We start from the raw sequence: 23839 nt of genomic DNA, 5'->3' as shown, positions 1-23839 counted from the left end.
TCACCATACGGAAGGCGGGGCAGGTCACGGGGTCGCACTGGCTGGTGCCTTGCCCGGGAATCGCATGGCGAGCGGGGTGGCGGCGGCGATCGGGAGGGCGGTGGCGAGGAGGGCGATGCGGTAGGGGGTGGGGTTGTCGCCGTCGGCCAGGAGGGCGACGAGGGCGGCGGTCGTCGCGATGCCCAGGGCTCCGCCGAGGGTGCGGACGATCGTGAACAGGGCCATCGCCCGGCCCGTCGCGGGCGGCGGGACGTCGGCGAAGCCGGCGATCTGCAGGGTGAGCACGGCGGTGCCCAGGACCAGGCCCACGGCGAACATCAACGCCCTTACCGCCCACGGGTCTTCGGTGAACGCCAGCGCGGCCAGGACCGCCGCCGCCAGCAGCAGGGCGGGCACGGCCAGGCGGCGCGGGCCGAGGCGGGGCAGGAGGCGGTCCACCGCCTGGGAGGCGGCCATCAGGCCCACCGCCTCGGGGAAGACGCTCAGGCCCGCGTCCAGCGCCGAGGCACCGAGGGCCACTTGGTAGAGCAGCGGGAGGACGAACAGCGCGCCCATCAGCCCGGCCGACGTCAGCAGCGCGAGCCGGGCGGCGGCGCCGAAGGTGCGGTCGGCGAGCAGCCGCAGGTCCACCAGTGGTTCGGCGGACCGGAGTTGGTGACGCACGGCGGCCACGAGGAGCGCCGTCCCGGTCACCCCGCTCACCAGCACCTCCGGCGACGACCAGCCCTGCGCCGGGCCGAAGCCGAGCGCGTACGTGAGCAGGCCGAGGCCCGGGGTGGCGAGCAGGAAGCCGGTGGTGTCGAAGCGTCCGGCCGGTGGCTCCTCCCCCGCCCGCAGGCCGACGAGTCCGACGGCCACGGTGGCCGCGCCGATCGGCACGTTCACGAGGAACAGCCAGTGCCAGGAGAGGTGTTCGGTGAGGAACCCGCCGAGCGGCGGGCCGAGGGCGGGCATCAGTGCCGTCGGCACGATCAGCACCTTGCCGAGGCCCGCCCGCTCGTGCGGGGCGAAGGCCCGGAACAGCAGCGTCATCCCGACCGGCGTCAGCAGGCCGCCCGCGACGCCCTGGACGGCCCGGGCGGCGGCCAGTGCGCCCAGCCCGGACGCGGCGGCGCACAGCGCGGAGGCGAGCGTGAACGCGGCCAGCGCCCCGAGGAACACCCGCTTCACCCCGTACCGGTCGCCGAGCCAGCCGGCCACGGGCAGGCCGGCGGCGAGGCCGACGAGGAACGCGGTCTCGACCGCGTTGGCCGCCTCGACCGGCCGGCCGAAGTCCCCCGCGATCGTGTACAGCGCGGGGTTGACGATCGTCGAGTCCAGGCCGCTCATGCACATCGCGGCCGTGTAGGCGACGACCACCGCGGCCCGGCCGGCCGGGAGGGGCCGGGCCTCGGCGGGTGCGGTCACAGGTCGGTCCAGTGCGCGGAGATCCAGTCCAGGGCGGCGGTGCGGGCGCACGGGCCGTGGGCGACGTCCCAGCCGGCCGGGACGGCGGCGAAGGCGGGCCAGAGGGAGTGCTGGCCCTGGCCGTTGACAAGGGCGAGGAAGTCGCCGTCGGCGTCGAAGGGGTTGGCGGGTGCGTCACTCATGGGTGGCGTTCTCCAGGTGGTCGGCGATCACGCGGGCGATGTGCGCGATGGGCGCGGGCAGGGTCATGTCCTTGTGCGAGCAGGCGACGTCGGTGTCGGCGATCCGGCCGGACACGTACGGCGTCCACAGCTCGGGCACGAGCGTCTCGTCGATGGTGTCGACGGTCGCGCGGAAGAACAGCACGTCGCCGTCGAAGCGCCGGTGGTCGTAGCCGCGCACGAGGTGGTTGGTGTTGAGGTAGATCCGGTTCAGGGCCTCGACGGTGGCGTCGCCGAGCCCGGCGAGCGGGCTGCCCTCGCGGCGCAACAGCGCGGTGACGGACGCGAGTTCGAGCGGCCGGCCGGCGAGGTCGGCCGGGCCGAAGCCGCCCATGGTGAGCAGCGCCTCCAGCGCCTCGGCCTGGTCGGGGACGGGCAGCTCGCGGAAGCCCTCGGCCGGGTAGGCGTCCAGGATGGCGAGCAGCTCGACGGCGTGGCCCAGCTCCTGGAGCCGGACGGCGACGGCGTGCGCGATGATGCCGCCGGTGGACCAGCCGAGCAGCCGGTACGGGCCGTCGGGCTGCACCTCGCGCAGCCGGTCCGCGTAGTGCGCCGCCAGCTCCTCCAGGCTCCGCGGCAGCGGCTCCTTCGCGGTGGCGGCGCCGACGCCCTGCGCCTGGAGGCCGTAGATCGGCACGTCGGCGGGCAGGTGGCGGATCAGCCCGGTGTAGCACCAGCTCAGGCCGCCCGCCGGATGGATCGCGAACAGCGGGGCCTGCCGTCCGGGTGCGGCGGGCCGCAGCGGGAGCAGGACGTCGAGCGCGTCGGCGTCCTCGTCCCCGGCGGCCAGGGCTGTGTCCAGGGCGGCGACCGTCGGGGCGCGGAACAGGGTGCCGATGCCCACGTCGACGCCGAGGACGTCGCGGATCCGGCCGGCGAGGCGGACGACCAGCAGCGAGTGGCCGCCGAGGGCGAAGAAGTCGTCCTCGACGCCGACCGCGGGGGCGCCCAGGACCTCGGCGAACAGTTCGCACAGCTGCTGCTCGCGCGGAGTGCGCGGCGGACGGCCGGCGCCGGCGGCGGGCGCCTCGGGGGCGGGCAGCGCGCGGCGGTCCAGCTTGCCGTTGGCAGTGAGCGGGAGGCGGTCGAGGAGCACGACCGCGGACGGCACCATGTGGGCGGGCAGTCCGGCGGCGGCGTGGGCGCGGAGCTCGTCCGGCGTGGCCGTGGCGACGGCGTAGCCGACGAGCCGCTTGTCGCCGGGTGCGTCCTCCCGGACGACCACGGCGGCGTCGGCGACGCCCGGGTGGGCGGCCAGGACGGCCTCGATCTCGCCGGGTTCGATCCGGAAGCCGCGGATCTTCACCTGCTGGTCGGCCCGCCCGAGGTACTCCAGTTCCCCGTCGGCGCGGCGGCGGGCGAGGTCGCCGGAGCGGTACATCCGGGTGCCGCGCTCGCCGAACAGCTCGGCGTACGGGTCGGCGACGAAGCGCCCGGCGCTCAGCGCGGGACGGCCGAGGTAGCCGCGGGCGAGGCCGGCCCCGGCGACGTACATCTCGCCGGTGACGCCGGGCGGCACGGGCTGGAGGTGCTCGTCGAGGACGTAGACGCGCAGGTCGGGGATGTTGACGCCGATGGTGCTGCCGGTTCCGGCGGCGGCGCTCGCCCGGTCGAGGGCGCGGTGGGTGACGTGCACGGTGGTCTCGGTGATGCCGTACATGTTGACCAGGACGGGCGCGTCCTCGGGGTGCCGCGCGTACCAGTCGTCGAGGCGGCCGGGTTCGAGCGCCTCGCCACCGAACACGACGTAGCGCAGGGCGAGTTCGCGCCCGGGGTGGTCCCGGTCGGCGGCGCTGAGCTGGTAGAACGCGGACGGGGTCTGGTTGAGGACGGTGACGCGCTCGCGGGCGAGCAGGTCGAGGAAGGCCGCCGGGTCGCGGCTGACCAGGTGCGGGACGACGACCAGCCGGCCGCCGTGCAGCAGGGCGCCCCACAGCTCCCAGACGGAGAAGTCGAAGGCGTAGGAGTGGAAGAGCGTCCAGACGTCCTCGGGACCGAAGCCGAACCAGTGGTCGGTGGCGCCGAACAGCCGGACGACGTTGTGGTGGGTGACGGGCACGCCCTTGGGCCGGCCGGTGGAGCCGGACGTGTAGATGACGTAGGCGGTGTCGTCGGCCCGCAGTGGACGGGTGCGTTCGTCCTGGGCGAGCGGGACGGCGGGGAACGCCTCTTCTTCGTCGTCGACGAGGAGTCGGGGCACGTCGTTGCCGGGCAGTCGGGGTGCGGTGGCGCGATCGGTGAGGAGGGCGGCGGGGGCGGCGTCGGCCAGCATGTAGGCGAGGCGGTCGGCCGGGTAGTCGGGGTCGAGCGGCAGGTAGGCCGCGCCGGACTTGGTCACCGCGAGGAGGGCGACGACGAGTTCGAGCGAGCGGGGCAGGGCGAGCGCGACGATCGTACCGGGACCGATGCCGCGCGCGGCGAGGGCGCGGGCCAAGCGGTCGGCGCGGGCGCCGAGTTCGGCGTAGTCGAGCCGATCGTCCCCGTAACCGACGGCCACGGCCCCGGGATTGGCCTTTGCGGCCGCCTCGAAGAGCTCGGGCAGCGTCGCGCCGGGCACGCCAGGGCCAGGCAGCCCAGGACCGGGCACCGAGGGGACGGGCGTGCCGTTCCAGTCGACGAGTGCGCGCCGGCGCTCCTCCTCGCCGAGCAACGGGAGTCGGCCGATGGCGGTGTCGGGGTCGGCCGCGGCAGCGGTCAGGAGCCGGGCGAGCCGGGTGGCCAGGGCCTCGGCGGTGGACGCGTCGAACAGGTCGGTGCGGTACTCCAGGAAGCCGCCGATGCCGCCGCCGGGGAGCTCGCCCGCGTTGAGGGTGAGGTCGAACTTGGCGGTGCCGGTGGGCACGGCGGCCATGCGGGCGGTGAGGCCCCCGGCCAGCGCGAAGTCCTCGTCCGGGCGGCTCTGCCAGGCCAGCATCACCTGGAAGAGCGGGTGCCGGGCCAGCGACCGGGGCGGGTTGAGTTCCTCGACGAGCCGGTCGAACGGCAGGTCGGCGTGCTCGTGCGCGGCCAGGACGGTGCCGCGGACGCGCCCGAGCAGCTCACGGAAGCCCGGGGCGCCCGAGGTGTCCGTGCGCAGGACCACCGAGTTGACGAAGTAGCCGACCAGCGCGGCGGTCTCCGGCTCGTCGCGGCCCGCCACCGGGGTGCCGACCGGGATGTCGGTGCCGCAGCCGTGCCGGGTGAGCAGGGCGGCGAGACCCGCCTGGACGGCCATGAAGACCGTGGCGCCGGTGGCCCGGGCGAGCGCCGCGAGGGCGGCGTGGGCCTCGGCGCCGAGCGCGAACGGCACGGTGGCGCCGTCGTGTCCGGCGACGGCCGGGCGCGGGCGGTCGGTGGGGAGTTCGAGCTGGTCGGGCAGGCCGTCGAGCGCGGTCCGCCAGTGGTCGAGCTGCCGGGCGGCGAGCGGGGTCGGCGCCTCGGGCGTACCGAGGAGCTGCCGCTGGCGGGCGGCGTGGTCGGCGAACTGGACGGTGAGTTCGCCGAATTCGGGATCGGACCCGGCTGCCCGGGCGCGGTAGGCCGTGGCGAGGTCGCGGGCCAGCGGGGTGGTGGACGCGCCGTCGCCGGCGATGTGATGGAGCAGGAGGAGGAGCGTGTGCTCCTGCCCGCCGTCCCTGAACAGGCTTGCCCGCAGCGGCGGTTCGGCCGTCAGGTCGAAGGCGTGGCGGACCGCCCCGGCAAGGCTGTCGCCATGGTGCAGCGCAACGGGCATGGCCGGCAGAACCCGCTGGTACGGCGTCCCGTCGGGCTCCTCGCCGTAGACCGTGCGGAGGATCTCGTGCCGGGCCGCGAGGTCGGCGACGGCGAGCGCGAGCCCGTCCCGGTCGAGCGGACCGGTGAGGGTGAGCGCGAGCGGGATGTTGTAGGTGGGGCTGGGGCCTTCGAGCCGGTGCAGGAACCAGAGTCCGCGCTGGGCGGGCGACAGCGGCATGCGCTCGGCGCGCGGGACGGGCACGAGGGCGGGGCGCGGCTCGGGGGCGGGGCGCGGCTCGGGGGCGGAACGCTCGCGCAGCAGGGTGGCGAGCCCGGCCGGGGTGGGGTGGCGGAAGACGTCGGCGAACCCGACGGTGGCGCCCAGGGTCTCGCGGACGCGCGCGGCGAGGCGGCCCGCGAGCAGGGAGTGGCCGCCGAGGTCGAAGAAGGACGCGTCCCGGCCGGGCGTCTCGGCGAGGGCGAGGACGTCGGCGAAGAGGCCGCACAGGACCTCCTCCTGCGGGGTGGCCGCGGGCTCCGATCCGCCCGCGGTGGCGACGGGTTCGGGCAGGGCGCGGTGGTCGAGCTTGTCGTGGGCGGTGCGCGGCAGGTCGTCGAGGACGAGGACGGCGGCCGGCACCATGTGCGCGGGCAGGCGGGCGGCGAGTCCGGCCCGCAGCGCGGCCGGCGAGGGCGTCGCACCGGGCGCGGGGACCGCGTAGCCGAGCAGCCGCTTGCCCTGCGGGCCCGGTCGCGCGATCACCACGGCCCGCTCGACGTCGGGGAGTTGCGCCAGGACGGCGGCGATCTCGCCGGGCTCGACGCGGAAGCCGCGGATCTTCACCTGGTCGTCGGCGCGGCCGAGGAACTCCAGCGTCCCGTCGGGGCGGCGCCGGGCGAGGTCCCCGGTGCGGTACATCCGGGAGCCGGGCGGGCCGTACGGGTCGGCGACGAAGCGCTCGGCGGTGAGGTCCGGGCGGCCGAGGTACCCGCGCGCCAAACAGGCTCCGGCGATGTGGAGTTCGCCGGTGGCGCCGTCGGGCACCGGGTGCAGGGAACCGTCCAGGACGTAGGCCCGGGAGCCGCGCACCACCCGGCCGACGGGAGTGCCGTCGGGGCCCGGGGTCCACGCGTAGGCGTCGACGGTGGTCTCGGTCGGACCGTACAGGTCGACGGGGCACACGCCGGGGACCGCGGTGAGGCGCTGCCACAGCGCGGGCGGGGTGGCCTCGCCGCCGACGGCGATGACGGCCGGGCGGTGCCGGCCGTCGTCCAGGAGGCCTTCGGCGAGCAGGACTTCGAGGTAGGACGGGGTGACGTCCAGGTAGTCGACGCGCTCGCGGTCGACGTGGGCGACGAGGGCGGCCGGGTCGCGGAAGGTGGCGTCGTCGAGGAGGTGCAGCTCGTGACCGTGGACCATCCACAGCAGTGGGTCCCACGAGGCGTCGAAGGCGAAGGAGGCGCTGTGGGCGACGCGCAGACGGGTGCGGCCGGTGCGCCGGACGGCCGGGGCGATGTGGTCCTCGCCGTGTCCGGCGTGGAGGTTGGCCAGCGCGGCGTGGGTGACGACGACGCCCTTGGGCCGGCCGGTGGAACCCGAGGTGTGCAGGATGTAGGCGGGGTCGGCGAGTTGGGGCGCCGGAAGGGCGGTGACCGGCGGTTCGGGGAGCGGCGGTTCGGGAAGCGGCCCGTCGAGGACGATCGTGGGCACGTGGCCCGGCAGGTCGAGCCCGGCGAGGGCGGCGGCGGTACCGACGGCGCAGGCCGGGCGGGCGTCGGCCAGGACGGCGGCGAGGCGCTGCCGGGGGTGGGCGAGGTCGAGCGACACGCAGGCACCGCCGGCCTTGAGCACGGCGAGCATCGCGACCACGGTGTCGGCGCTGCGGGGCAGGGCCAGGGCGACGGGTGCCCCCGCGCGGACGCCGAGCGCGGCGAGGCGGTGGGCGAGGCGCGTCGACTCCTCGTCCAACTCCTGGAAGGTGAGCGCGACTTCGCCGCAGCGGACGGCAGCGGCGGCCGGGGTCCGGACGGCCTGCTCGGCGAACAGCTCGGGCAGCGTCCGGTCGGCCGGCGGCTCGTCGCGGCCGGTGGTGGCGCGGCGGAGGGCGTCGGCGTCGAGCAGGTCGATGCGGGCGATCGGCGTGCCGGGGGCGGCGAGGAGCAGGCGGGCGAGGCCGTCGAGGTAGCGCAGCAGGCCGTCCCGGTGGGCGGCGAGCGCGTCGGCGTCGTAGCGGACGGGGTCGGCCTCCAGGACCAGCCGCAGGGCGCCGTCGGGGCCGGGCGAGACGGCGAGCGCGAGGTCGTCGACCGGGCCGGCGGCGAGGTTGCGCACGGTGCCGGGCAGGCCGGCGAGGTCGAGGTCGCCCTCGAAGGCCTTGATGTTGACCACCGGGCCGAACAGCGCGCGGCGGTCCCCGGTCAGGGCGAGGTCGCTGCGCAGGTCCTCCAGGGGATAGCGCTGGTGGCGGCGGACGGCGCGCAGTTCGCGGACCACCCGGCGCAGGAGCCCGTCCGCGGTGTCGGCGGGGTGGACGGCGACGCGCAGCGGGAGGACGTTGGCGGTGGCGACGGGGGTGCGCAGGGCGGCGGGGCCGCGCCGGTTGGCGAGCGGGAGGCCGAGGACGACGTCCTCGGTGGCGGCCAGGCGGTGCAGGTAGCCGGCGGTGGCGGCGAGGACGAGTTCGGCCCAGGTGGCGCGGGCGGCGGTGGCGGCGCGCTCCAAGCGGTCGCGGGTGCCGGCAGGGAGGTCGGCGGCGAGGCGCAGGGGCGGGGTGGTGGTGGCGGCGGAGGTGGCGTTGGCGTTCCCGTCGGGATCGGCGGTGCGGCCGGGGAGCGTGGCGGGTGCGGCAGTGTCGGTAGCGGCGTCGGCGGCGGCGCTGCCAGTGTCCGCGAGGCGGGCGGTCCAGAAGCCGCGGTCGGCGGCGTACTCGTCGGAGTGGCGGTAGGCCTGCTCCTCGGAGACGAGTTCGGCGAGCGGGGCGAACGGGCTCTCGGCGGGACGGGTGCCGCCGGCGCCTGCCGTGTACAGCTCCGCGACGCGCTCGCCCAGGAGGGCCAACGCATAGGCGTCGACGGCGAGATGGTGGATCCGCCGGTACCACAGGTGCCGGTCGGCGGCGAGGCGGATCAGGGCGTGGGTGAACAGCGGGCCGGCGGTGAGGTCGGCCGGGCGGGCGAGGTCGGCGCGCATCCAGGCGTCGGCCTCGGCGTCTGGGTCGGCGGCGGCGCTCACATCGAGGCGGTGCAGCGGCCAGGGGCGGCCGGGGCGCAGCCGCTGGCGCGGCGTGCCGTCCGGGCCGGTGACGACGACGGCGCTCAACGCCTCGGCCTCGCCGACCGCCCGCCGGAGGCTGCGTTCGAACAGGGTCTCGTCGAGCGGGCCGGTGATCTCGACGGCGTCACCGGTGTTGTACGCCGGGCTGCCGGGGTCGAGCGACTGGGCGAACCAGATGGCCGCCTGGGAGGCGAGCAGCGGGAGGTCGGCGACCACTCCTCGGAGGGAGGCGGCTGGGTCGGACGCGGCCTGGTGGCGGGGCATGGTACGAAGAGCTCCTCGGGGTCCGGTCGGGTCCGGTCGGGTCCGGCAGGCGGAACGGGAAGGCGGAACGGGAAGGCGGCTCGGCAAGGGGAACGGCAGGGGGAACAGCAAGGGACGAGCGACTTAGGTTAGCCTAACCTAATGTCATACGATCTGGTCAACGGCCTGCTGGAGCGCGGGCCCTGACCGATCGGAGACACCCGCCGTGCCGCTCACCACGACCAAGCAGGCCGTCCGCGAGCACGTCCACGCTCGACGCGCGGACCTGCTCGCGCTCAGCCACCGCATCCACGCCCACCCCGAGACCGCGTTCGCGGAACACCGGGCGGCGGCCTGGTGCGCCGAACTGCTGGACGCCCACGGGTACGCGGTCACCGCACCGGCGGGCGGCCTCGACACCGCGTTCACCGCGACCCTCGGCAGCGGGCCGACGACCGTCGCGCTCGTCTGCGAGTACGACGCACTGCCCGGGCTCGGCCACGCCTGCGGACACAACCTGATCGCCGCCGCCAGCGTCGGGGCGGCGCTCGGACTCGCCCCGCACGCGGACCGGCTCGGGCTGACGGTGCGCGTGATCGGCGCACCGGCGGAGGAACGCGGAGCCGGGAAGGCCCTGCTGCTCGACGCGGGCGTGTTCGACGGGGTGGACGCCGCGATGATGGTGCATCCGTGCCCGGTGGAGGTCGCGGACTTCCGGTCGTTCGCGCTCGGCACCCTGTCCGTCCGCTACACCGGGCGCACCGCCCACCCGAGCCTCAACCCGCACGAGGGCCGCAACGCCGCCGACGCGCTGACCGTCGCCCAGGTCGCCCTCGGACTGCTGCGCCAGCACCTCCCGCCGCAGTGGCGCGTCCACGGCATCACGACGGCCGCCGGGACGGCGCCCAACCTCGTCCCGGACAGCGCGAGCGCCGAGTACGAGCTGCGGGCGACGGCAGCCGAGGACCTGACGGAGTTGCGCGAGCGCGTCGAGTCCTGCTTCCGCGCCGGGGCGCTCGCGACCGGTTGCGAGGTGGCGCTGACGCGGCCCGAGCCGGACTACCTCGACATGCGCGGCGACGCCGGGCTGCTCGCCCTGTGGCGGGCGAACGCGGCGGCGCTGGGGCGCCCTGAACCGGTCGAGAGCGGACCGTTCGCCTGCACCGACATGGGCAACGTGTCGCACGCGGTGCCGGCGATCCACCCGGTCCTGGACATCACCGGCGGCACGTGCGCCCCGCACGAACCCGCCTTCGCGCAGGCGGCGGTGTCGACGGAAGGCGACCGCGCCGTGCTCGACGGCGCGGTCGCCATGGCGTGGACGGCGGCGGACTTCGCGGCGGGCCGGGCGGCGGTGGCGGAGGGCTGACGGGGGACCGGGGGCGGGTAACAGATGACAACTTTCAGATAACAGATTTTGAAATCTGTTATCTGAAAGTTGTTCGCTGTCTTCTGTCGCCCGTCAGCCGTCAGCCGTCAGCGAGCACGATCGCCGCACCCGTCCGCAGCGGCCAGAAGTACGCCCACGTCGGCAGCCCCGTCTGAAGCACCCGGTCGTCCGGGCCCAGCCGGTACGCCGCCTGGAGCTCGCGCACCCGGCGGTCCGCCTCCCCGTGCGTCAGCCGGGCGGCCGACGGGTGGGAGCCCGGGCCGGGGGCGACGCACAACGGGTGCTGCGGCGTCAGTGCCCTGGGCGGGTCGGTGGCGAGCCCGCCGCCGACCGCCAGGTCGTCCTCCTCCAGCACCAGCAGCGGAGTCGCCGCGGCCGGGACGCCAGTGTCTCCCGGCTCCCCCAAGTGCCCAAGCTCTCCCGGCTCCCCGAGCTCCCCCGGCTCCGGGACCAGGAACGCCGCCCCCGACTTGGCCACCGCCAACAGCGCGGTCAGCTGGTCCACCGGTCTCAGCCGGCCCAGCCCGACGACCGTGCCCGGCCGGGCACCCCGGGCGGCCAGGGCGCGCGCCAGCCTGTTGGCCGCCGCGTTCAGCTCCCCGTACGTCATCACCGCCCCGCCCGCGAGCACCAGCGCGGGTGCGGCGGGCGTCCGGGCGGCCTGCGCCTCGACCGGGCCGATCACGGTGGTCGGCGGGTGCTCAGCCGCCCGCTCCGGCCGCGCGCCACCGATCACGGTGACCGCCACCGCAGGCGCGACGGCGGGTGCGACGGCGCGCGCCCCAGCCGGCGCAACCACGGTCAGCGCAACCACGGTCAGCGCAGCCACGGCCGTCACGCCGCCGCGCCCAGCAGCGCGGCCCAGGCCCCGACCTCCGGGCGCTCGGCCAGCCGCACGAACGCGACGTCCGCGCCCTCGGCCCGCCAGCGCTCGGCGAGCGACATCAGCCGCACCGAGTCCAGCCCCCAGTCCGCCAGGTCCTCGTCCAGCGGGATGTCCGCCGGGTCCTCGCCGAGCAGGTCGGCGACCTCGGCCCGGATCCGCTCCACGGTGAAGGCCATGGCGCTCACTTCCCTTCCAGCATGCTCAGGACGGCGTCGGTGGTGGTGACCTGCCCGCAGCGGCCGGCCACCCAGGCGAGCGCGGCGCGGTGCTCGTCCGGCCCGAAGTCGGCGACGGCGTCGGCCACCACGAAGGCCGGCAGGTCGCGCATCCACGCGTCGCAGGCCGTGGCCTGGACGCCGATGTGGGCGTAGACGCCGGTGATCACCAGCTGGTCCCGGCCCTGTTCGCGCAGCAGGCCCGCCAGCTCGGTGCGGACGAAGGCGCTGTACTTCCACTTGGTCAGGACGGTGTCCCCGGGGGCCGGTGCCACGGCGTCGGCGATCGCCACCGCGTGCGGGTCGTCCGGGATCCCGGGGCCCCAGAAGTCCTGCTGGAGACCGCGTTCGATCGCACTCTGCCCGCCGGGCTGGGCCGAGTACACGACCGGGATTCCCCGGGCGCGGGCCGCCTCGGCCAACCGCCGGACGTTGCCGAAGAGTTCGGGCACCGGGGCGGCGGACGTGTCGAAGGCGGAGAGGTAGTGGTTCTGCAGGTCGTGCACCAGGAGGACGGCGCGCGACGGGTCGACCGTCCAGGCCACCCGGTTGGCGGGCAGCTCGGCGGCGCCGGGCATGGGGTACGAGGGGATGCGGGGCAGGCCCACGGCGTCACTACTTTCGGTTCGGGCCGACGTTCGGCCCGACGTTCGAGCCAATATTCAGGGCGGCGTTCGGGCCGGCGTTCGGGCCGGCGGCCGTACGGAGGGAGGCGGCGATGGCGGCTCGCAGGTCCTTCTTGCTCACCTTGCCGATGCCGGTGGCGGGGAAGGCGTCGACGAACTCGACCCGGTCCGGCACCTTGTAGTCGGCGAGCCCGCGCCCGCGCACGAATCGCTTCAACTCGACGGCCTTCGGCGGGTGTTCGCGTTCGGCCCGCCGCAAGACGACGTACGCGCAGGTGCGTTCGCCGAGGTAGGGGTCGGGCATCGACACCACGGCCGCGTCGTGCACGGCCGGGTGGGCGAGCAGGTGGTTCTCGATCTCCTCGGCGGCCACCTTCTCGCCGCCTCGGTTGATCTGGTCCTTGGCGCGGCCCTCGACCACGAGATGGCCGGTGGAGGTGCGCCGGACGAGGTCCCCGGTGCGGTAGAAGCCGTCCGCCGTGAAGGAGTCGGCGTTGTGTCCGGGTGCCTTCCAGTAGCCGCGGATCGTGTACGGGCCGCGGGTGAGCAGGTGGCCGGTGGTCCCGTCCGGCACGTCCCGGTCGTGGTCGTCGACGACCCGGACCTCGTCGTCCGGGGAGATCGGGCGGCCCTGGGTCGTGGCGATGACGTCGTCGGGGTCGTCCAGGCGGGTGTAGTTGACGAGCCCCTCGGCCATGCCGAACACCTGCTGGAGCGTGCAGCCGAGGAGCGGGCCGACCCGGCGGGCGGCCTCCTCGCTGAACTTGGCGCCGCCGACCAGCAGGACCTCCAGACTCTCGAAGCCGCACGCGCCGCGCTCGGCGGCGTCCAGCCACAGCAGGGCGAGCGGCGGTACCAGGCCGGTGATCGTCACGCCCTCGCGCCCGATCAGCGGGAACGCCGTTTCGGGGCCCGGCCGCGGGCAGAGCACCACCCGGCCGCCCGCGTACAGCGTGCCGAGCGAACCGGGCGAGCTGAGTGGGAAGTTGTGCGCGACGGGCAGGGCACACAGGTAGACGCTGTCCTGGTCCAGCGCGCACAGCTCGACGGAGCCGCGCAGGGAGTAGATGTAGTCGTCGTGGGTGCGCGGGATCAGTTTCGGTACGCCGGTGCTGCCGCCGGAGAGCTGGAGGAACGCGACCTCCCCGGGCTGCGGCTCGCCGAACTCCCCTCCGAGGGGCATGTCGCAGGGCAGCACATCGCAGGGCACGTCGGCCAGCCGCACGTGCCCCCCGGGGTCCTCCCCCGCCACCAGCACCAGCCGCAGCCTGGGACTCTCCGCCTGTACCCGGTCCGCCAGTTCGCGGTAGTCGAAGCCCCCGTCGACGTCCGGGATCACGTACGCGACCGCGCCCGTGAAGGAGCAGAAGTGCCCGATCTCGGTGTACCGGTGGGCGGGCAGCGCGAAGACCGGCAGCGCGCCGATCCGGAACAGCCCGAAGACCACCTCGAAGAACTCGGCGACATTGGGCAGTTGGACCACGACGCGATCCCCGCGCCGGATCCCCCGGGCCAGCAGTCCGGCGGCCATCCGGTCGGCCCGGCGGTCGAGTTCGGCGTACGTCCAGCGCCGTCCCTCCCCCGCCGGATCGACGATCGCGACGCGCTCGCCGTGCGCGGCGGCGCGTTCGCGCAGCATCCGGCCGAAGGTCTCGCCGCGCCAGTGCCCGGCGGCCCGGTAGCGCTCGGTGAACTCGGCCGGATACGGGGTGAATCCGGCCAGCACCTCGTCCATGGGCGTCACCTCGCTCGGAGCCGTCGCCTCCTCCGACCCCGTCGCCTCGTCCAGCCCCGTCGCCTCTTCCGACCCCATCGCCTCCTCCGACCCCATCGCCTCGTCCAGCCGACTCATCGCGGCACCCCCGCCGCGTCCAGGAAGGTGCGGAACTTGGCCTCGGTCTCGGCGAGTTCGGCCTCCGGCCGGGACTGCGCGACGACGCCCGCGCCCGCGAAGACGCGCAGGGTGCGCTCGTGCGCCTCGGCGCAGCGGATGGTGACCACCCACTCGCCGTCGCCGTCCGCGTCGCCCCAGCCGACCATGCCGGCGTACAGGCCGCGGTCGAACGGTTCGGTCTCGCCGATGACTCTGCGGGCGACGGGGGTCGGGGTGCCGCACACCGCCGGGGTGGGGTGCAGCGCGGCGGCCAGTTCCAGCGCGGAGGCGGCCGGGTCGGCCAGTTCGCCGGTGATCGTCGTCGCGAGGTGCCACATGGCGGCCGTCCGCACGAGGGTCGGCCGCGCCGGGATGTCGAGGGTGCGGCAGTACGGTGCCAGCGCGGTGCGGATGGCGTCGACCACGACGGCGTGTTCGTGCAGGTCCTTGGGCGATTCCAGGAGGGCGGCCGCCCGGCGAACGTCCTCGCCGAGGTCGGCGCTGCGCGGCACCGAGCCGGCCAGCGGGTTGGCGAGGACGGCCGTTCCCCGGCGCGAGAGCAGGAGTTCGGGGCTGGCGCCGATCAGCGTACGGCCGCCGCCGGCGGGGACGGCGAAGGTGTACCCGCCCGGGTCGCGGCGGGCGAGGCGCTGGAGGACGGCGGGCAGGTCGAGCGGGGCGCCGGAGGTCAGTTCGAGCGTGCGGGCCAGGACGACCTTGCTCAACTCCCCTGCGCGCAGCCGTTCGACGGCCGCCGCGACGCCGGCGCCGTACCCGGCTGGCTCGGGTACCGGGCGCACCTGCCAGTCCACCTGTTCGGCCGGCGGTGCGGGGAGGGCTATCAGCGGGTCGTCGCGCAGTGCGCCGGTGGCGCGGACCCGGACGGGCACGGTGAGTTCGGCCCGCGCGTCGTGGTCAAACGCCACCGCACCTACCACGAACGGTCGTTCGACTCCGGCCCGGCGAGCGTCGGCGAGCGTGGCGGCCACGCGGGCGGGCAGCGGGCGCCCGTCCTGCGGCACCCGGACGTGGACGCCGGAGGTGAGCAGGGTGCGGGTCGGCGAGGCGAAGAAGGCCTCGTCGGGGGCGGCCCGGTACAGGCCGAGCAGGCCGCTGGCCGCGCCGATGACGGTGTGGTCCGGGGCGGTGGTGGCCGCGGGGGGATACGGCGGGTCCCCGACGGGGGCGTGGTGGACCGTGGTCACCTGGAGTCTCCAGTCTGCGTGGGGTGGACGTCCGGGAGCTGCCCGGGAGTTGACGGCCGACGGGGACCTGGGGAGGCGTCGGCCGGGAAGGATCGGAAAGGACCGGAACGGGCCTGGGGAGAGGGCCCGGGGAAAGGGCTTGGGCAACGGAACGGCGGCCCGAGGGCCCGATACGCCCGTCAGGCGCGCAGGGTGGCGCCGCCGTCGACGTACAGGTCGTGCATGGTGATGTGCCGGGCCCGGTCGGAGACCAGGAACAGCACGGCCTCGGCGACGTCGGCGGGTGCGGCGATCCGACCGAGCGGGATGCCGACCCGCCAGGCGGCCAAGTCGCCGTCGATCACGCGTTGTTGGGCGGCCTCCGCGTCGTCGCCCCAGAGAGAGCGCTGCATCGCGGTGTCGGTCGAGCCGGGTGAGACGATGTTGCAGCGCACGCCCGAGCGGGCGAGTTCGAGCCCGAGGCAGCGGGTGAACATGGTGGCCGCCGCCTTGGAGGCCGCGTAGGCGGCCATCCCGGCGCGGGGCACGCTGGCGGCGTTGGAGCCGACGGTCACGATGGCACCGCCCCCGCGCGCGGCCATCCGCCGGCCGGCCGCACGACACGCGTGGAACACCCCGGTGGAGTTGACGGCAAAGATGTCCGCCCAGTCCCGGTCGGAGAGTTCGACGGCGGGTGCGGCACGGAGGATCCCGGCGACGTTCACCAGGGCGCCCAGCGGCCCGAGTCGGGCCTCGACGGACGCCACGACGGCCTCGACGGCGGCCGGGTCCGTCACGTCCAGGACGTACGGGCGGATGGCGGGCGACTCCTCGGCGAGTTCGGCGAGCGCGCCGGCGCCACGGTCCGCCGCCGCGACGACGGCCCCCTCGGCGACCAGCGCCCGGACGACGGCCGCGCCGATGCCCCGGGCGGCCCCGGTGACCAGGGCGACCGTACCGGCGAGTTCGGACTGCAGCACGGACTTCCCCTCCGACCAGCTCTATTAGGTAAGGCTAACCTAACACAGCTGTTCGTCCACGCCCAGACGCCGGGAGGCACGGCGCTCCCGCGACCGAACCACCCCGGGCGCCCGGCCTCCTGAAGCCCCGACAGCCCGAAGCACGGCAGTCCCAAGCACCGCAGCCCGAAGAGCAGCAGCCCGCCCATCGGAACCCCGCCGGGCCGCCACCGCATCCGTGTAGAGCCCAGTCGTGAAGTCGCCTTCCTCGATGCCGAGTTCGGCCATCAGCCCGCGCACCACGTCCAGCGCCGGAGCCAGCTCGCCCGAGCCCTCGGCGGCCGTCTCCACCTCCAGGTACACCCCGTCGAGCCCGGGGACCCGGGGACCCGGACGAGGGTCGCGAAGAGGCCGGGATCCGTCCGCGCCCTCGATCTCGCGGATCCGCAGCTCCCGGTCGCCGTCGAGCAGTTCGCCGCCCGGCGTGTCGTAGGAGGTGTCCCGGTACACCTCCGCCCGGCCCCGGACCGTACCCGCCCTCCAGGTGGCGCAGGACCGCCCCCGGTCGGCGCACGAGCGCTTTCAGTTCCGCCTCGATCATCCGTCCGCCTTCCGGGCCGCACGACGGCAATACTCGGACGGCGCCATTCGGACGGTGCCACTCAGACGGCGCCAATCGGACGGTGCCACCCGGCGGTCCGCCCCGGGGGCCGATCCTGCCGTCGTCCGCACGTGCCGAAAACCGGGTGCCGCCGCGCGCCGGCTCTCCTAGCCTGGCGTGCATGTGCACGCGATCTCAGACCTCCCGGCGCCACTACGTCTGCGTGTCCTGCCGGGTGTCGATGAAGCGCCACGGCGCACCGGGGCAGGACGGGTGCCCGCGCTGCGGCTGGCAGTTGACGGACGCCGGGCACGACCTGGAGGTGCCGGGGAAGCGGGACGACGCCGGCTGGCGGGCGCTCACGGCGCTGCTGTGCGCGGGCGTGACATTCCACTCCTCGTGCTGCGACGGGCCCGGCTGGCGCCCGCGCACGCCGCGCGAGGTCCGCGAGCGACTGGCCGCGTCGCGCGGCACCGGGCTGTCCGCGGCCGCGGCGCTGACCACCCGGGACGTCGGCGAGCTCAGTGCGCGGCGACGGGAGCGGGCGCGAGTCCCGCGCAGCCGCGCAGGCCGTCGCGCCGCTTGAGCGCGGCCTCGGCGGCGGCGCCGGTGACGGGCACCGGAACGCCCCGGTCGTCGACCGTCGCCGGGGCGAACGCCTCGCCGGCCACCCGGCCGTCGCCGGTGACGGTCAGCGTGGTGACGCCGGTCTCGTTCGAGAACGGGTAGTTGGAGGTGCCGTACCAGAGGAAGTTGCCGAAGCCGTACCCGATGTAGGTGTTCCCGAGCATGCCGGAGCCGACCATCGTGTGGGCGTGGGTGCCGACCACGGCGGTGGCGCCGGCGGCGGCGAGCTTCTTCGCGATGGACGTCTGGTCGGCGGTCGGGCATGCCTTGCCCTCCTCGCCCCAGTGCAGGTAGACGAGGACGACGGAGGCCTGGCGCTTCGCGTCCTCCACCGCCTTGACCACGGCGGGGACGTCGAGGGCGGAGGCGATGCCCGGCTTGGCGGCGCCGGCGCGCCACTTCTGGTTGGTGAGGTCCTCGATCTGGCTGGCCGCGACGACGGCGACCTTCACGCCGCGCACCGTGGAGACGTACGGCGCGTACGCCTCCTTGGCGGTGCGGCCGACGCCGATGACCGGGATCGGCGCGGAGTCCTTGGCCGCGAGGGTGTCGGCGAGGCCGTCGGCGCCGAAGTCGACGGCGTGGTTGTTCGCCATGGAGACGACGTCGACGCCGGAGGCCTTGAGGGCGTCGAGCGCCTTGGGCGTGGTGCGGAAGGTGTAGAGCTTGGGCTCCGGGGCGCCGCGGCCGGTGATCGCGGTCTCCAGGTTGAGCACGGACAGGTCGGCGTCCGCGAGGGTCGCGGAGATCGGGCCGAGCGGCGGCTCGGGCGGCTGCACGGCGAGCCGGGCCTCGGTGCGGCCCTCGAAGTGGACGTCCCCGGCGAAGGCCACCCGGATGGTCCCGTCGGGCCGCGGCGCCGTCGGCTTGGCCGTCGCGGGGGCGGGAGCTGCCGCGGAGGCGGTCGGCGCGGAGGAGCCCTTCCCCGAAGCCGCGGCCGACGGGGCGGCGGCGGACGCGGAGGCCCCGGACGCAGGGGCTCCGGCCCCGGACGCCGCGTCGTCGGGCCCGCACGCGGCGACACCCGTCAGCCCGAGCAGGAGCGCGGTGCAGGCGGCAGCGGACGAGACGGCGCGGCGCATGAGTGGTTCCCCCCGAGATCAACACCAGCAGCAAGACGAAGCGGCAACGCAGAGCAGCACGACGGAGCGGCCGCGCGGAGCATCGGCACAAGAGCGGTCAGCCTACGTCACGCACCCGCGCGGTTTCGGCACCGTTCGGACACAGTGCGGACAAGACCGGAGCCGGAACCCACCCGCCCGAAGCCAGGGCCCACCCGGCCAACGGGGGGTGAACCCGCCGGAGGACGGGCCACGCCCCGGCCCGGTGCGCCATGCTGAACCCCGACACGCTGCACCCCGACACGCTGCACCCCGACACCCGCCGTCCAGGACCCCGGAGCCGCACCCCTCCCATGGACACCACGACCACGGACGACTTCACCCCCGCCGAACGCGCCCGCGGCCGGGCCCTGCGCCGCGCCCAGCTCCCGTGGGCGCTGGGCGGGCGGCTGACCGGTCTCGCGCTCACCCTCGTCCTCGGCCTCACCCCCGCCGGGGCGGGCCTGGTGAGCGCCGTCGGCGGCTGGTTCGGCGGCTCCCGCACGGCCGAGGTCCTGGCGGGCGCGGCGGCGCTGGTCGTGCTCGGCCAGGCGGCGCAGCTGCCGTTCGGCGCCGGCGCGCGGACCGTCCGGGCCCGGTACGGGCTGGTGACACAGGGCTGGGCGGGCTGGGCGCTGGACGCGGTGCGCGGCCTGGCGCTGGCGCTCGTGCTGGTCCTGCCGCTCGCGCTCGGGCTGTTCGCGCTGACGGCGTGGTCGCCGCAGCGCTGGTGGGTGTCGGGGGCGGGCGCGGCGGCGGTGCTCGTCGGCGCGCTGTCGTTCCTGCACCCGCTCGTGGTCGAGCCGGTGTTCAACCGCTTCACCCCGATGCCGGAGGGGCCGCTGCGGACGGCGCTGCTCGCGCTGGCGCAGCGGGACGACGTGGGGATCCGCGACGTCCTGGTGGCGGACGCCTCCCGGCGGACGACCGCGCTGAACGCGTACGTGTCGGGGCTGGGCGCGACCCGCCGGATCGTCGCGTACGACACGCTGCTGTCGACGGCCGAGCCGCGCGAGGTGGAGCTGGTGGTCGCGCACGAGCTGGGGCACGTGAAGCACCGGGACGTCCTGACCGGCACCGTGCTGGGCGCGGCGGGCGCGGCCGTGGCGGTGGTGGTGCTGGGTCTGCTGGGCACGTGGCGGCCGCTCCTGGAGGCGGCCGGGGCGGCGGACGCGGCGGATCCGCGGGCGCTGCCGCTGCTGGCGGCGATCGGGGCGCTGCTGGGCGCGCTGTCGGGGCCGGCGCAGTGCGCGGCGAGCCGCCGGATCGAGGCCAGGGCGGACCGGCACGCCCTCGAACTGACCTCGGACGCCGAGCAGTTCATCGCGATGCAGCGCAGACTGGCACTGGCCAACGTGTCCGATGTCGACCCGCCCCGGGTGCTTGAGCTACTGTTCGCCACTCACCCCAGCGCGACCCGCCGGATCGCCGCCGCCCGCGCGTGGCGGGCCGAGGGCACGAGCGCCGACGGGACACCGGGCGGACCGGCGGGCGAGTCGACCGACGGGCCGACGGACCGGTCGACGGACGAGCCCACGGACGGGCCGACCGGCGGACCGGCGGGCATCCCGCCGAAACCCGTTGTATAGTGCAACAAATCCCGAGGAGGTAGGACGCCGTGCCCGGCCGCCAGACGTCGATCGACACCATCCAGCGCGAGCTGACCGCCTTCGCCCGCCGCGCCCGCCACAAGGCCTCGCAGCTGCACCCTGACCTCTCCCTGGTCACCTACAGCATCCTCGACCTGATCACCGAGCGCGGCGGCTGCCGGGCGGCCGACGTCGCGGCGTACTTCATGCTCGACAAGTCCACCGTCAGCCGGCAGGTCACCGCCCTGGAGCGGCTCGGCCTGCTGCGCCGCGAGACCGACCCGGACGACCAGCGCGGCCAGATCCTGCGCGCCACCGACGCCGGGCTCACCCTCCTGCGGGACGCCAACGAACAACGCCGGCTGGCCTTCACCGAGCGCTTCACCGACTGGTCAGACGCCGACGTCTCGCGCTTCGCCGACTACCTCGCCCGCTACGGCGCCGAGGGCTGACCCTCCCCGGACAGCCACCGGCCCCCACACCGGACACCCACCGGCCCGCGCCACCGCCGCCCGCCACCCACCGGCCCCCGCCGCCCGCCACCCACCGGCCCGCGCCACCGCCGCCCGCCACCCACCGGCCCCCGCGGACGCCGCCCGGGGTGCGCCGCACCGCCCCCACGGTGTACAGAGGAGAGGTGCCACTACGGCAGCGAGACCGTGACCCGCGCCCCCGCGACCGCCGCCGACCGTGGCGGCTCGACCGCCGCGCGCTGACGGCGCTGCCGCTCGCGCTGATCGTCGTCATCACGGTCGTCGACATCCTCTCGCCGCCGGACATCCACCTCGGCCCGCTGCTGATCGTGGCCCCGGCGCTCACCGCCTCCCTGGCCGGCGCCCGCGCCACGTTCGGCGTCGCCGTGCTCGCGCTCGCCGCGCTCGCCGTCATCGGCGGCGTCCGGGAGGCGGGCCTCACCACCACGAACATCCAGACCCAGCTCGCCGCTCAGCTCGCCGTCTCGGTGCTGATCGTCACCCTGCGGGTGCTGCGCGACCGGCACGAGCGCGAGCTGGCCCGGGTCCGCTCGGTGTCCGAGGCCGCCCAGCGGGTGCTGCTGCGCCCCCTCCCGGACCGGATCGGGCCGCTGCACCTCGCCTCCGTCTACCTGGCCGCCGAGGCCGAGGCGCAGGTCGGCGGGGACCTCTACGCGGCGGCCCGCACCCCGACCGGCACCCGGCTCCTGGTGGGCGACGTGCGCGGCAAGGGCCTGTCCTCGCTCGGCGACGCGGCGCTCCTGCTCGGCGCCTTCCGCGCCGCCGCCCACCTGCACGCCGAGCTGCCCGGGCTCGCCGCCTACCTGGACGGCAGCGTCTGCTGGGACCTCGCCCAGCTCAGCGCCCAGGCGAGCCACCGGCGGCTGGTCGGCGGGTCCGGCGACGGGCCCGAGGAGGACGCCGGGGCGGACGACAGCGGCGAGTCCTTCATCACCGCCGTCCTGCTCGACATCCCCGACGACGGCACCGAGGTCCGCCTGATCGACTGCGGCCACCCACCCCCGCTGCTCCTGCGCGCCGACGGCATCACCCCACTGGCCGCCGACCACCCGGCGCCGCCGCTCGGCCTCGGCGAACTGGCGCCGGGCGAGTACCGGGTCGAGGTGTTCCCGTTCCGGCCCGGCGACCGGCTGCTGATCTACACGGACGGCGTGATCGAGGCCCGGGACGCCCGCAAGCGCTTCTACCCGCTCACCGAACGCGTCACGGCCTGGCAGGCCGACCGCCCGTCCGTCCTCCTGCACCGCCTGCGCCGCGACCTCCTGGCCCACGTCGGCGGCCACCTGGACGACGACGCGGCGATGGTCGTGGTCGAGCGGCTCCCGGACGACTGACGCACCGGACCGGTCAGGGCTTGTACGGCAGCTGGGGCACGTCGTAGCAGGTCGTCGTCATCGACGGCACCTGGGTGACCCAGCCGCCCGCGCCGCCCCCGGCCGAGTCCTGCCAGCGGGCGGCGTTCAGGCAGGCGCGCACGGGGCCCGCGGGCGGCGGCTCGGGGACGAAGGAGGCGGGCAGGATCAGGCCGTGCGCGTCGTACGGCTCGGCGCGGTTCATGAACGCCTCCACGCAGGCCCGGGTGAGCGCCGCGCCGCACGAGTCCATCGCGTCGGTGAGCCACTGGGCGCCCGCCCAGCCCTCCAGCTCCCAGGCGGACAGCTGCGCCGCCCGGTCGGGGTAGTAGCGGGCCATCGCCGCCCGGAAGTCGCGCACCGCCGGGTACTGCCGGTCCTCGTAGTTCAGGCTGGACGAGGTCGCCCAGAGCGCGTTGCGGCAATCGGGTGAGGACTGGTAGTCGGTGCGCACCGACTCCGACCAGTTCTGCACGTTGGTCACCTTCGCCGTCACCCGCGCCCCGGCCTCGTCCAGGGCGCGGCACAGGGCCGCGTTGCCGCGGGTGTCCATGGCGTCGAAGAGGAGCTGCGAGCCGTCGGCGCGGACGGCGGCGGCGACCGCCTGGAAGTTCGGCAGCGCGAAGTCCACCGTCTGGAGCAGCACCCGGTAGCCCTCCGCCTCCAGCCCGGCCTTCAGCTGGGCGGCGTAGCGGGCCGAGTCGGCCTGGTTGTAGGCGACGACGGCGGCGCTGGCCGCACCCAGGCGCTCCTTGAAGAAACGGAACACCTCGGTGCTCTGGTAGAGCGTCCCGTTCCAGCCCACCGACCGCCCGTCGCGCGGGGCCGCGCTGCCGTAGATGCCGTACAGGTGCGGCCAGCGGTCGTAGGCGGTGCCGATCGGCTGCCCGCCGACGTCCGGCACGGCCTTGCCGCTGACGTACGGCGCGCCCGCGTAGTCGAGGACGCTGCCGCTCGCGAAGGCGAAGACGTGGGCCTGGTCGACCAGGCGGTGGACGCAGTCCTGGTTGCCGATGCCGCTGCCGGCGTCGTCGCACGTGACGAGGCGGACGGTGCGCCCGTGCAGGCCGCCGCGGTCGTTGAGGGCTTGGAAGAAGGCCTGGGCGCCGTAGCGCGGGCCGCTGAACACGTCGCTGCCGACCGGGCTGGTCAGCGACGTGACGATGCCGATCCGGATCTCGCCGGCGGTGACACCGGTGTCCGAGGCCGGGTTGGCGCCGGACGCGGAGCCGGGACCGGACCCCGGGCCTGCGGGGGTGGGGCGGCCGGTGAACGCGCCGTCCGGGAGCCGGGTGCCGCAGGCCGTCAGCAGCAGGAGCAGGGCCAGCAGGACGGCGGGCACCCGGCGGGGGGCGGCGGCCGTCAGCCGCATCCGGGGATCGGGGTGCCGCTGGCGCCGGCGGCCTGGGTGAGGAGGCCGCAGAGCGTGGCGCGGCCGACCTTCCAGGTGCCGTTGTCGAGGACGGCCTGGCCGGAGGCGCTCGGCTCGACGACGGTGCCCTGCAGGGAGAGCGCGTAGGTGACCGTGGCGTCTGTGGCATCCGTGAACGTCACGTCGGACACCTTGGCCTGCACCTGGCCGACCCGCGGGTCCTGGGAGAAGCTCTGGAGGACGGGGAGCAGCACGTCACCGTTCTGGAGCAGCCTGGCCTTGTCGGCGATGGGGGTGGCCGGGTCGAAGAACTTCTCCCAGTTGGCGGTGACCTCGGCCTTCGCGGCGGCCGGGTCGGCGGGCGCGGTGCCGCTCGCGGAGGCGCCGGGCGAAGCGGCGGAACCGGCACCGGCCACCGCCGACGAGATGGCCGCCGACGCCGAGGAAACGGCCGCCGACGCCGCCGACTTCACCGAGGACGCCGCCGACGAACCGGACTTGCTGCTGCTGCACGCGGCCACCGATCCGGCCAGCAGCAACGCGAGCAGCGCGCTCGCCGCCGTCCGCAGGACCCTGGGCTTGCCGCTCTCCGTCACAGGCATTGCTGTTCCCTTTCGGGTGTTCCCTCGCGGGTTCGACCTCGCGGGGGTTCGATCTCGCGGGTTCGATCTCGCGGGTTCGACCTCGGGGGGTCGATCCGGTGGGTTCGATCCGGTGGTCTCCCGGATGCCGT

The 23839-nt window shown here is 75.5% G+C and carries 18 protein-coding genes; 5 read left to right on the top strand and 13 right to left on the bottom strand.

Features of this window, described 5'->3' with window-relative positions:
• Positions 1 to 24: 24 nt before the first annotated feature.
• Genes ACFVU9_RS03540 through ACFVU9_RS03530 form a run of 3 tightly spaced genes read right to left on the bottom strand, consistent with a single transcriptional unit; the run spans position 25 to position 8859 of the window.
• Complete coding sequence (locus ACFVU9_RS03540; RefSeq protein ID WP_387589472.1) at positions 25 to 1407, bottom strand: DHA2 family efflux MFS transporter permease subunit; 1383 nt, start codon at positions 1405 to 1407, stop codon at positions 25 to 27.
• Positions 1404 to 1589: an MbtH family protein gene (locus tag ACFVU9_RS03535; RefSeq protein WP_380436147.1), complete on the bottom strand. Its 186-nt coding sequence runs from the start codon at positions 1587 to 1589 to the stop codon at positions 1404 to 1406. The genes ACFVU9_RS03540 and ACFVU9_RS03535 overlap by 4 nt, the downstream gene beginning before the upstream one ends.
• Positions 1582 to 8859 (bottom strand): amino acid adenylation domain-containing protein, encoded by a 7278-nt coding sequence (locus tag ACFVU9_RS03530; protein WP_387589469.1) that lies wholly within the window; start codon positions 8857 to 8859, stop codon positions 1582 to 1584. Before ACFVU9_RS03530 ends, ACFVU9_RS03535 begins: the two co-directional genes overlap by 8 nt.
• A 205-nt stretch (positions 8860 to 9064) precedes the next feature.
• On the opposite strand from ACFVU9_RS03530, the gene ACFVU9_RS03525 reads away from it, so the two are divergent.
• Positions 9065 to 10207 carry a M20 family metallopeptidase gene (locus ACFVU9_RS03525; RefSeq protein WP_387589466.1) on the top strand — a complete coding sequence of 381 codons (1143 nt, stop codon included), beginning with the start codon at positions 9065 to 9067 and terminating at the stop codon, positions 10205 to 10207.
• 100 nt (positions 10208 to 10307) lie between these two features.
• Here the strand turns inward: ACFVU9_RS03525 and ACFVU9_RS03520 are convergent, their stop codons facing one another.
• The 7 genes from ACFVU9_RS03520 to ACFVU9_RS03490 all read right to left on the bottom strand — a co-directional run bounded on the left by ACFVU9_RS03520 (position 10308) and on the right by ACFVU9_RS03490 (position 16481).
• Positions 10308 to 11027 (bottom strand): AMP-binding protein, encoded by a 720-nt coding sequence (locus ACFVU9_RS03520; protein WP_387589463.1) that lies wholly within the window; start codon positions 11025 to 11027, stop codon positions 10308 to 10310.
• Positions 11028 to 11062: 35 nt separating this feature from the next.
• Positions 11063 to 11290, bottom strand: a complete 228-nt coding sequence (locus ACFVU9_RS03515) for a phosphopantetheine-binding protein (RefSeq protein ID WP_380436139.1) — start codon at positions 11288 to 11290, stop codon at positions 11063 to 11065.
• 5 nt (positions 11291 to 11295) lie between these two features.
• Positions 11296 to 11937: an isochorismatase family protein gene (locus tag ACFVU9_RS03510; protein WP_380436137.1), complete on the bottom strand. Its 642-nt coding sequence runs from the start codon at positions 11935 to 11937 to the stop codon at positions 11296 to 11298.
• A gap of 7 nt (positions 11938 to 11944) precedes the next feature.
• Positions 11945 to 13690, bottom strand: a complete 1746-nt coding sequence (locus ACFVU9_RS03505; protein WP_387589684.1) for a (2,3-dihydroxybenzoyl)adenylate synthase — start codon at positions 13688 to 13690, stop codon at positions 11945 to 11947.
• Positions 13691 to 13803: 113 nt separating this feature from the next.
• A complete protein-coding gene (gene dhbC / locus ACFVU9_RS03500) occupies positions 13804 to 15033 on the bottom strand; it encodes an isochorismate synthase DhbC (protein WP_387589459.1) in 1230 nt (409 codons plus the stop codon).
• A 179-nt stretch (positions 15034 to 15212) separates the two neighbouring features.
• Positions 15213 to 15992 carry a 2,3-dihydro-2,3-dihydroxybenzoate dehydrogenase gene (locus ACFVU9_RS03495; protein ID WP_387589456.1) on the bottom strand — a complete coding sequence of 260 codons (780 nt, stop codon included), beginning with the start codon at positions 15990 to 15992 and terminating at the stop codon, positions 15213 to 15215.
• A 39-nt stretch (positions 15993 to 16031) separates the two neighbouring features.
• Positions 16032 to 16481, bottom strand: coding sequence for a hypothetical protein (locus ACFVU9_RS03490; RefSeq protein WP_387589454.1), 450 nt, complete (start codon positions 16479 to 16481; stop codon positions 16032 to 16034).
• Positions 16482 to 16753: 272 nt separating this feature from the next.
• Between ACFVU9_RS03490 and ACFVU9_RS03485 the strand changes: the two genes are divergently transcribed.
• Positions 16754 to 17158: a hypothetical protein gene (locus tag ACFVU9_RS03485; protein ID WP_387589451.1), complete on the top strand. Its 405-nt coding sequence runs from the start codon at positions 16754 to 16756 to the stop codon at positions 17156 to 17158.
• Here ACFVU9_RS03485 and ACFVU9_RS03480 read toward each other — a convergent pair.
• Complete coding sequence (locus ACFVU9_RS03480) at positions 17094 to 18281, bottom strand: CapA family protein (protein WP_387589448.1); 1188 nt, start codon at positions 18279 to 18281, stop codon at positions 17094 to 17096. The two genes, ACFVU9_RS03485 and ACFVU9_RS03480, sit on opposite strands and share 65 nt — an antisense overlap.
• Positions 18282 to 18613: 332 nt before the next feature.
• Here ACFVU9_RS03480 and ACFVU9_RS03475 point away from each other — a divergent pair, with 332 nt between their 5' ends.
• The 3 genes from ACFVU9_RS03475 to ACFVU9_RS03465 all read left to right on the top strand — a co-directional run bounded on the left by ACFVU9_RS03475 (position 18614) and on the right by ACFVU9_RS03465 (position 21716).
• Complete coding sequence (locus ACFVU9_RS03475; RefSeq protein WP_387589445.1) at positions 18614 to 19888, top strand: M48 family metalloprotease; 1275 nt, start codon at positions 18614 to 18616, stop codon at positions 19886 to 19888.
• Positions 19889 to 19917: 29 nt separating this feature from the next.
• Positions 19918 to 20340, top strand: coding sequence for a MarR family winged helix-turn-helix transcriptional regulator (locus tag ACFVU9_RS03470; protein ID WP_380436124.1), 423 nt, complete (start codon positions 19918 to 19920; stop codon positions 20338 to 20340).
• 185 nt (positions 20341 to 20525) lie between these two features.
• Positions 20526 to 21716 (top strand): PP2C family protein-serine/threonine phosphatase, encoded by a 1191-nt coding sequence (locus ACFVU9_RS03465; protein WP_380436122.1) that lies wholly within the window; start codon positions 20526 to 20528, stop codon positions 21714 to 21716.
• 13 nt (positions 21717 to 21729) lie between these two features.
• Here the strand turns inward: ACFVU9_RS03465 and ACFVU9_RS03460 are convergent, their stop codons facing one another.
• Together ACFVU9_RS03460 and ACFVU9_RS03455 are read right to left on the bottom strand one after the other, a co-directional pair.
• Positions 21730 to 23106: an ABC transporter substrate-binding protein gene (locus ACFVU9_RS03460; protein WP_387589442.1), complete on the bottom strand. Its 1377-nt coding sequence runs from the start codon at positions 23104 to 23106 to the stop codon at positions 21730 to 21732.
• A complete protein-coding gene (locus ACFVU9_RS03455; RefSeq protein ID WP_387589439.1) occupies positions 23097 to 23708 on the bottom strand; it encodes a hypothetical protein in 612 nt (203 codons plus the stop codon). The genes ACFVU9_RS03460 and ACFVU9_RS03455 overlap by 10 nt, the downstream gene beginning before the upstream one ends.
• Positions 23709 to 23839 lie beyond the last annotated feature (131 nt).

This window comes from Kitasatospora sp. NPDC057936 (genome assembly GCF_042887525.1).
Classification (GTDB): domain Bacteria; phylum Actinomycetota; class Actinomycetes; order Streptomycetales; family Streptomycetaceae; genus Kitasatospora.
The sequence above is the reverse complement of the archived record's forward strand: the minus strand, read 5'-3'. Positions and strand labels throughout refer to the sequence as shown.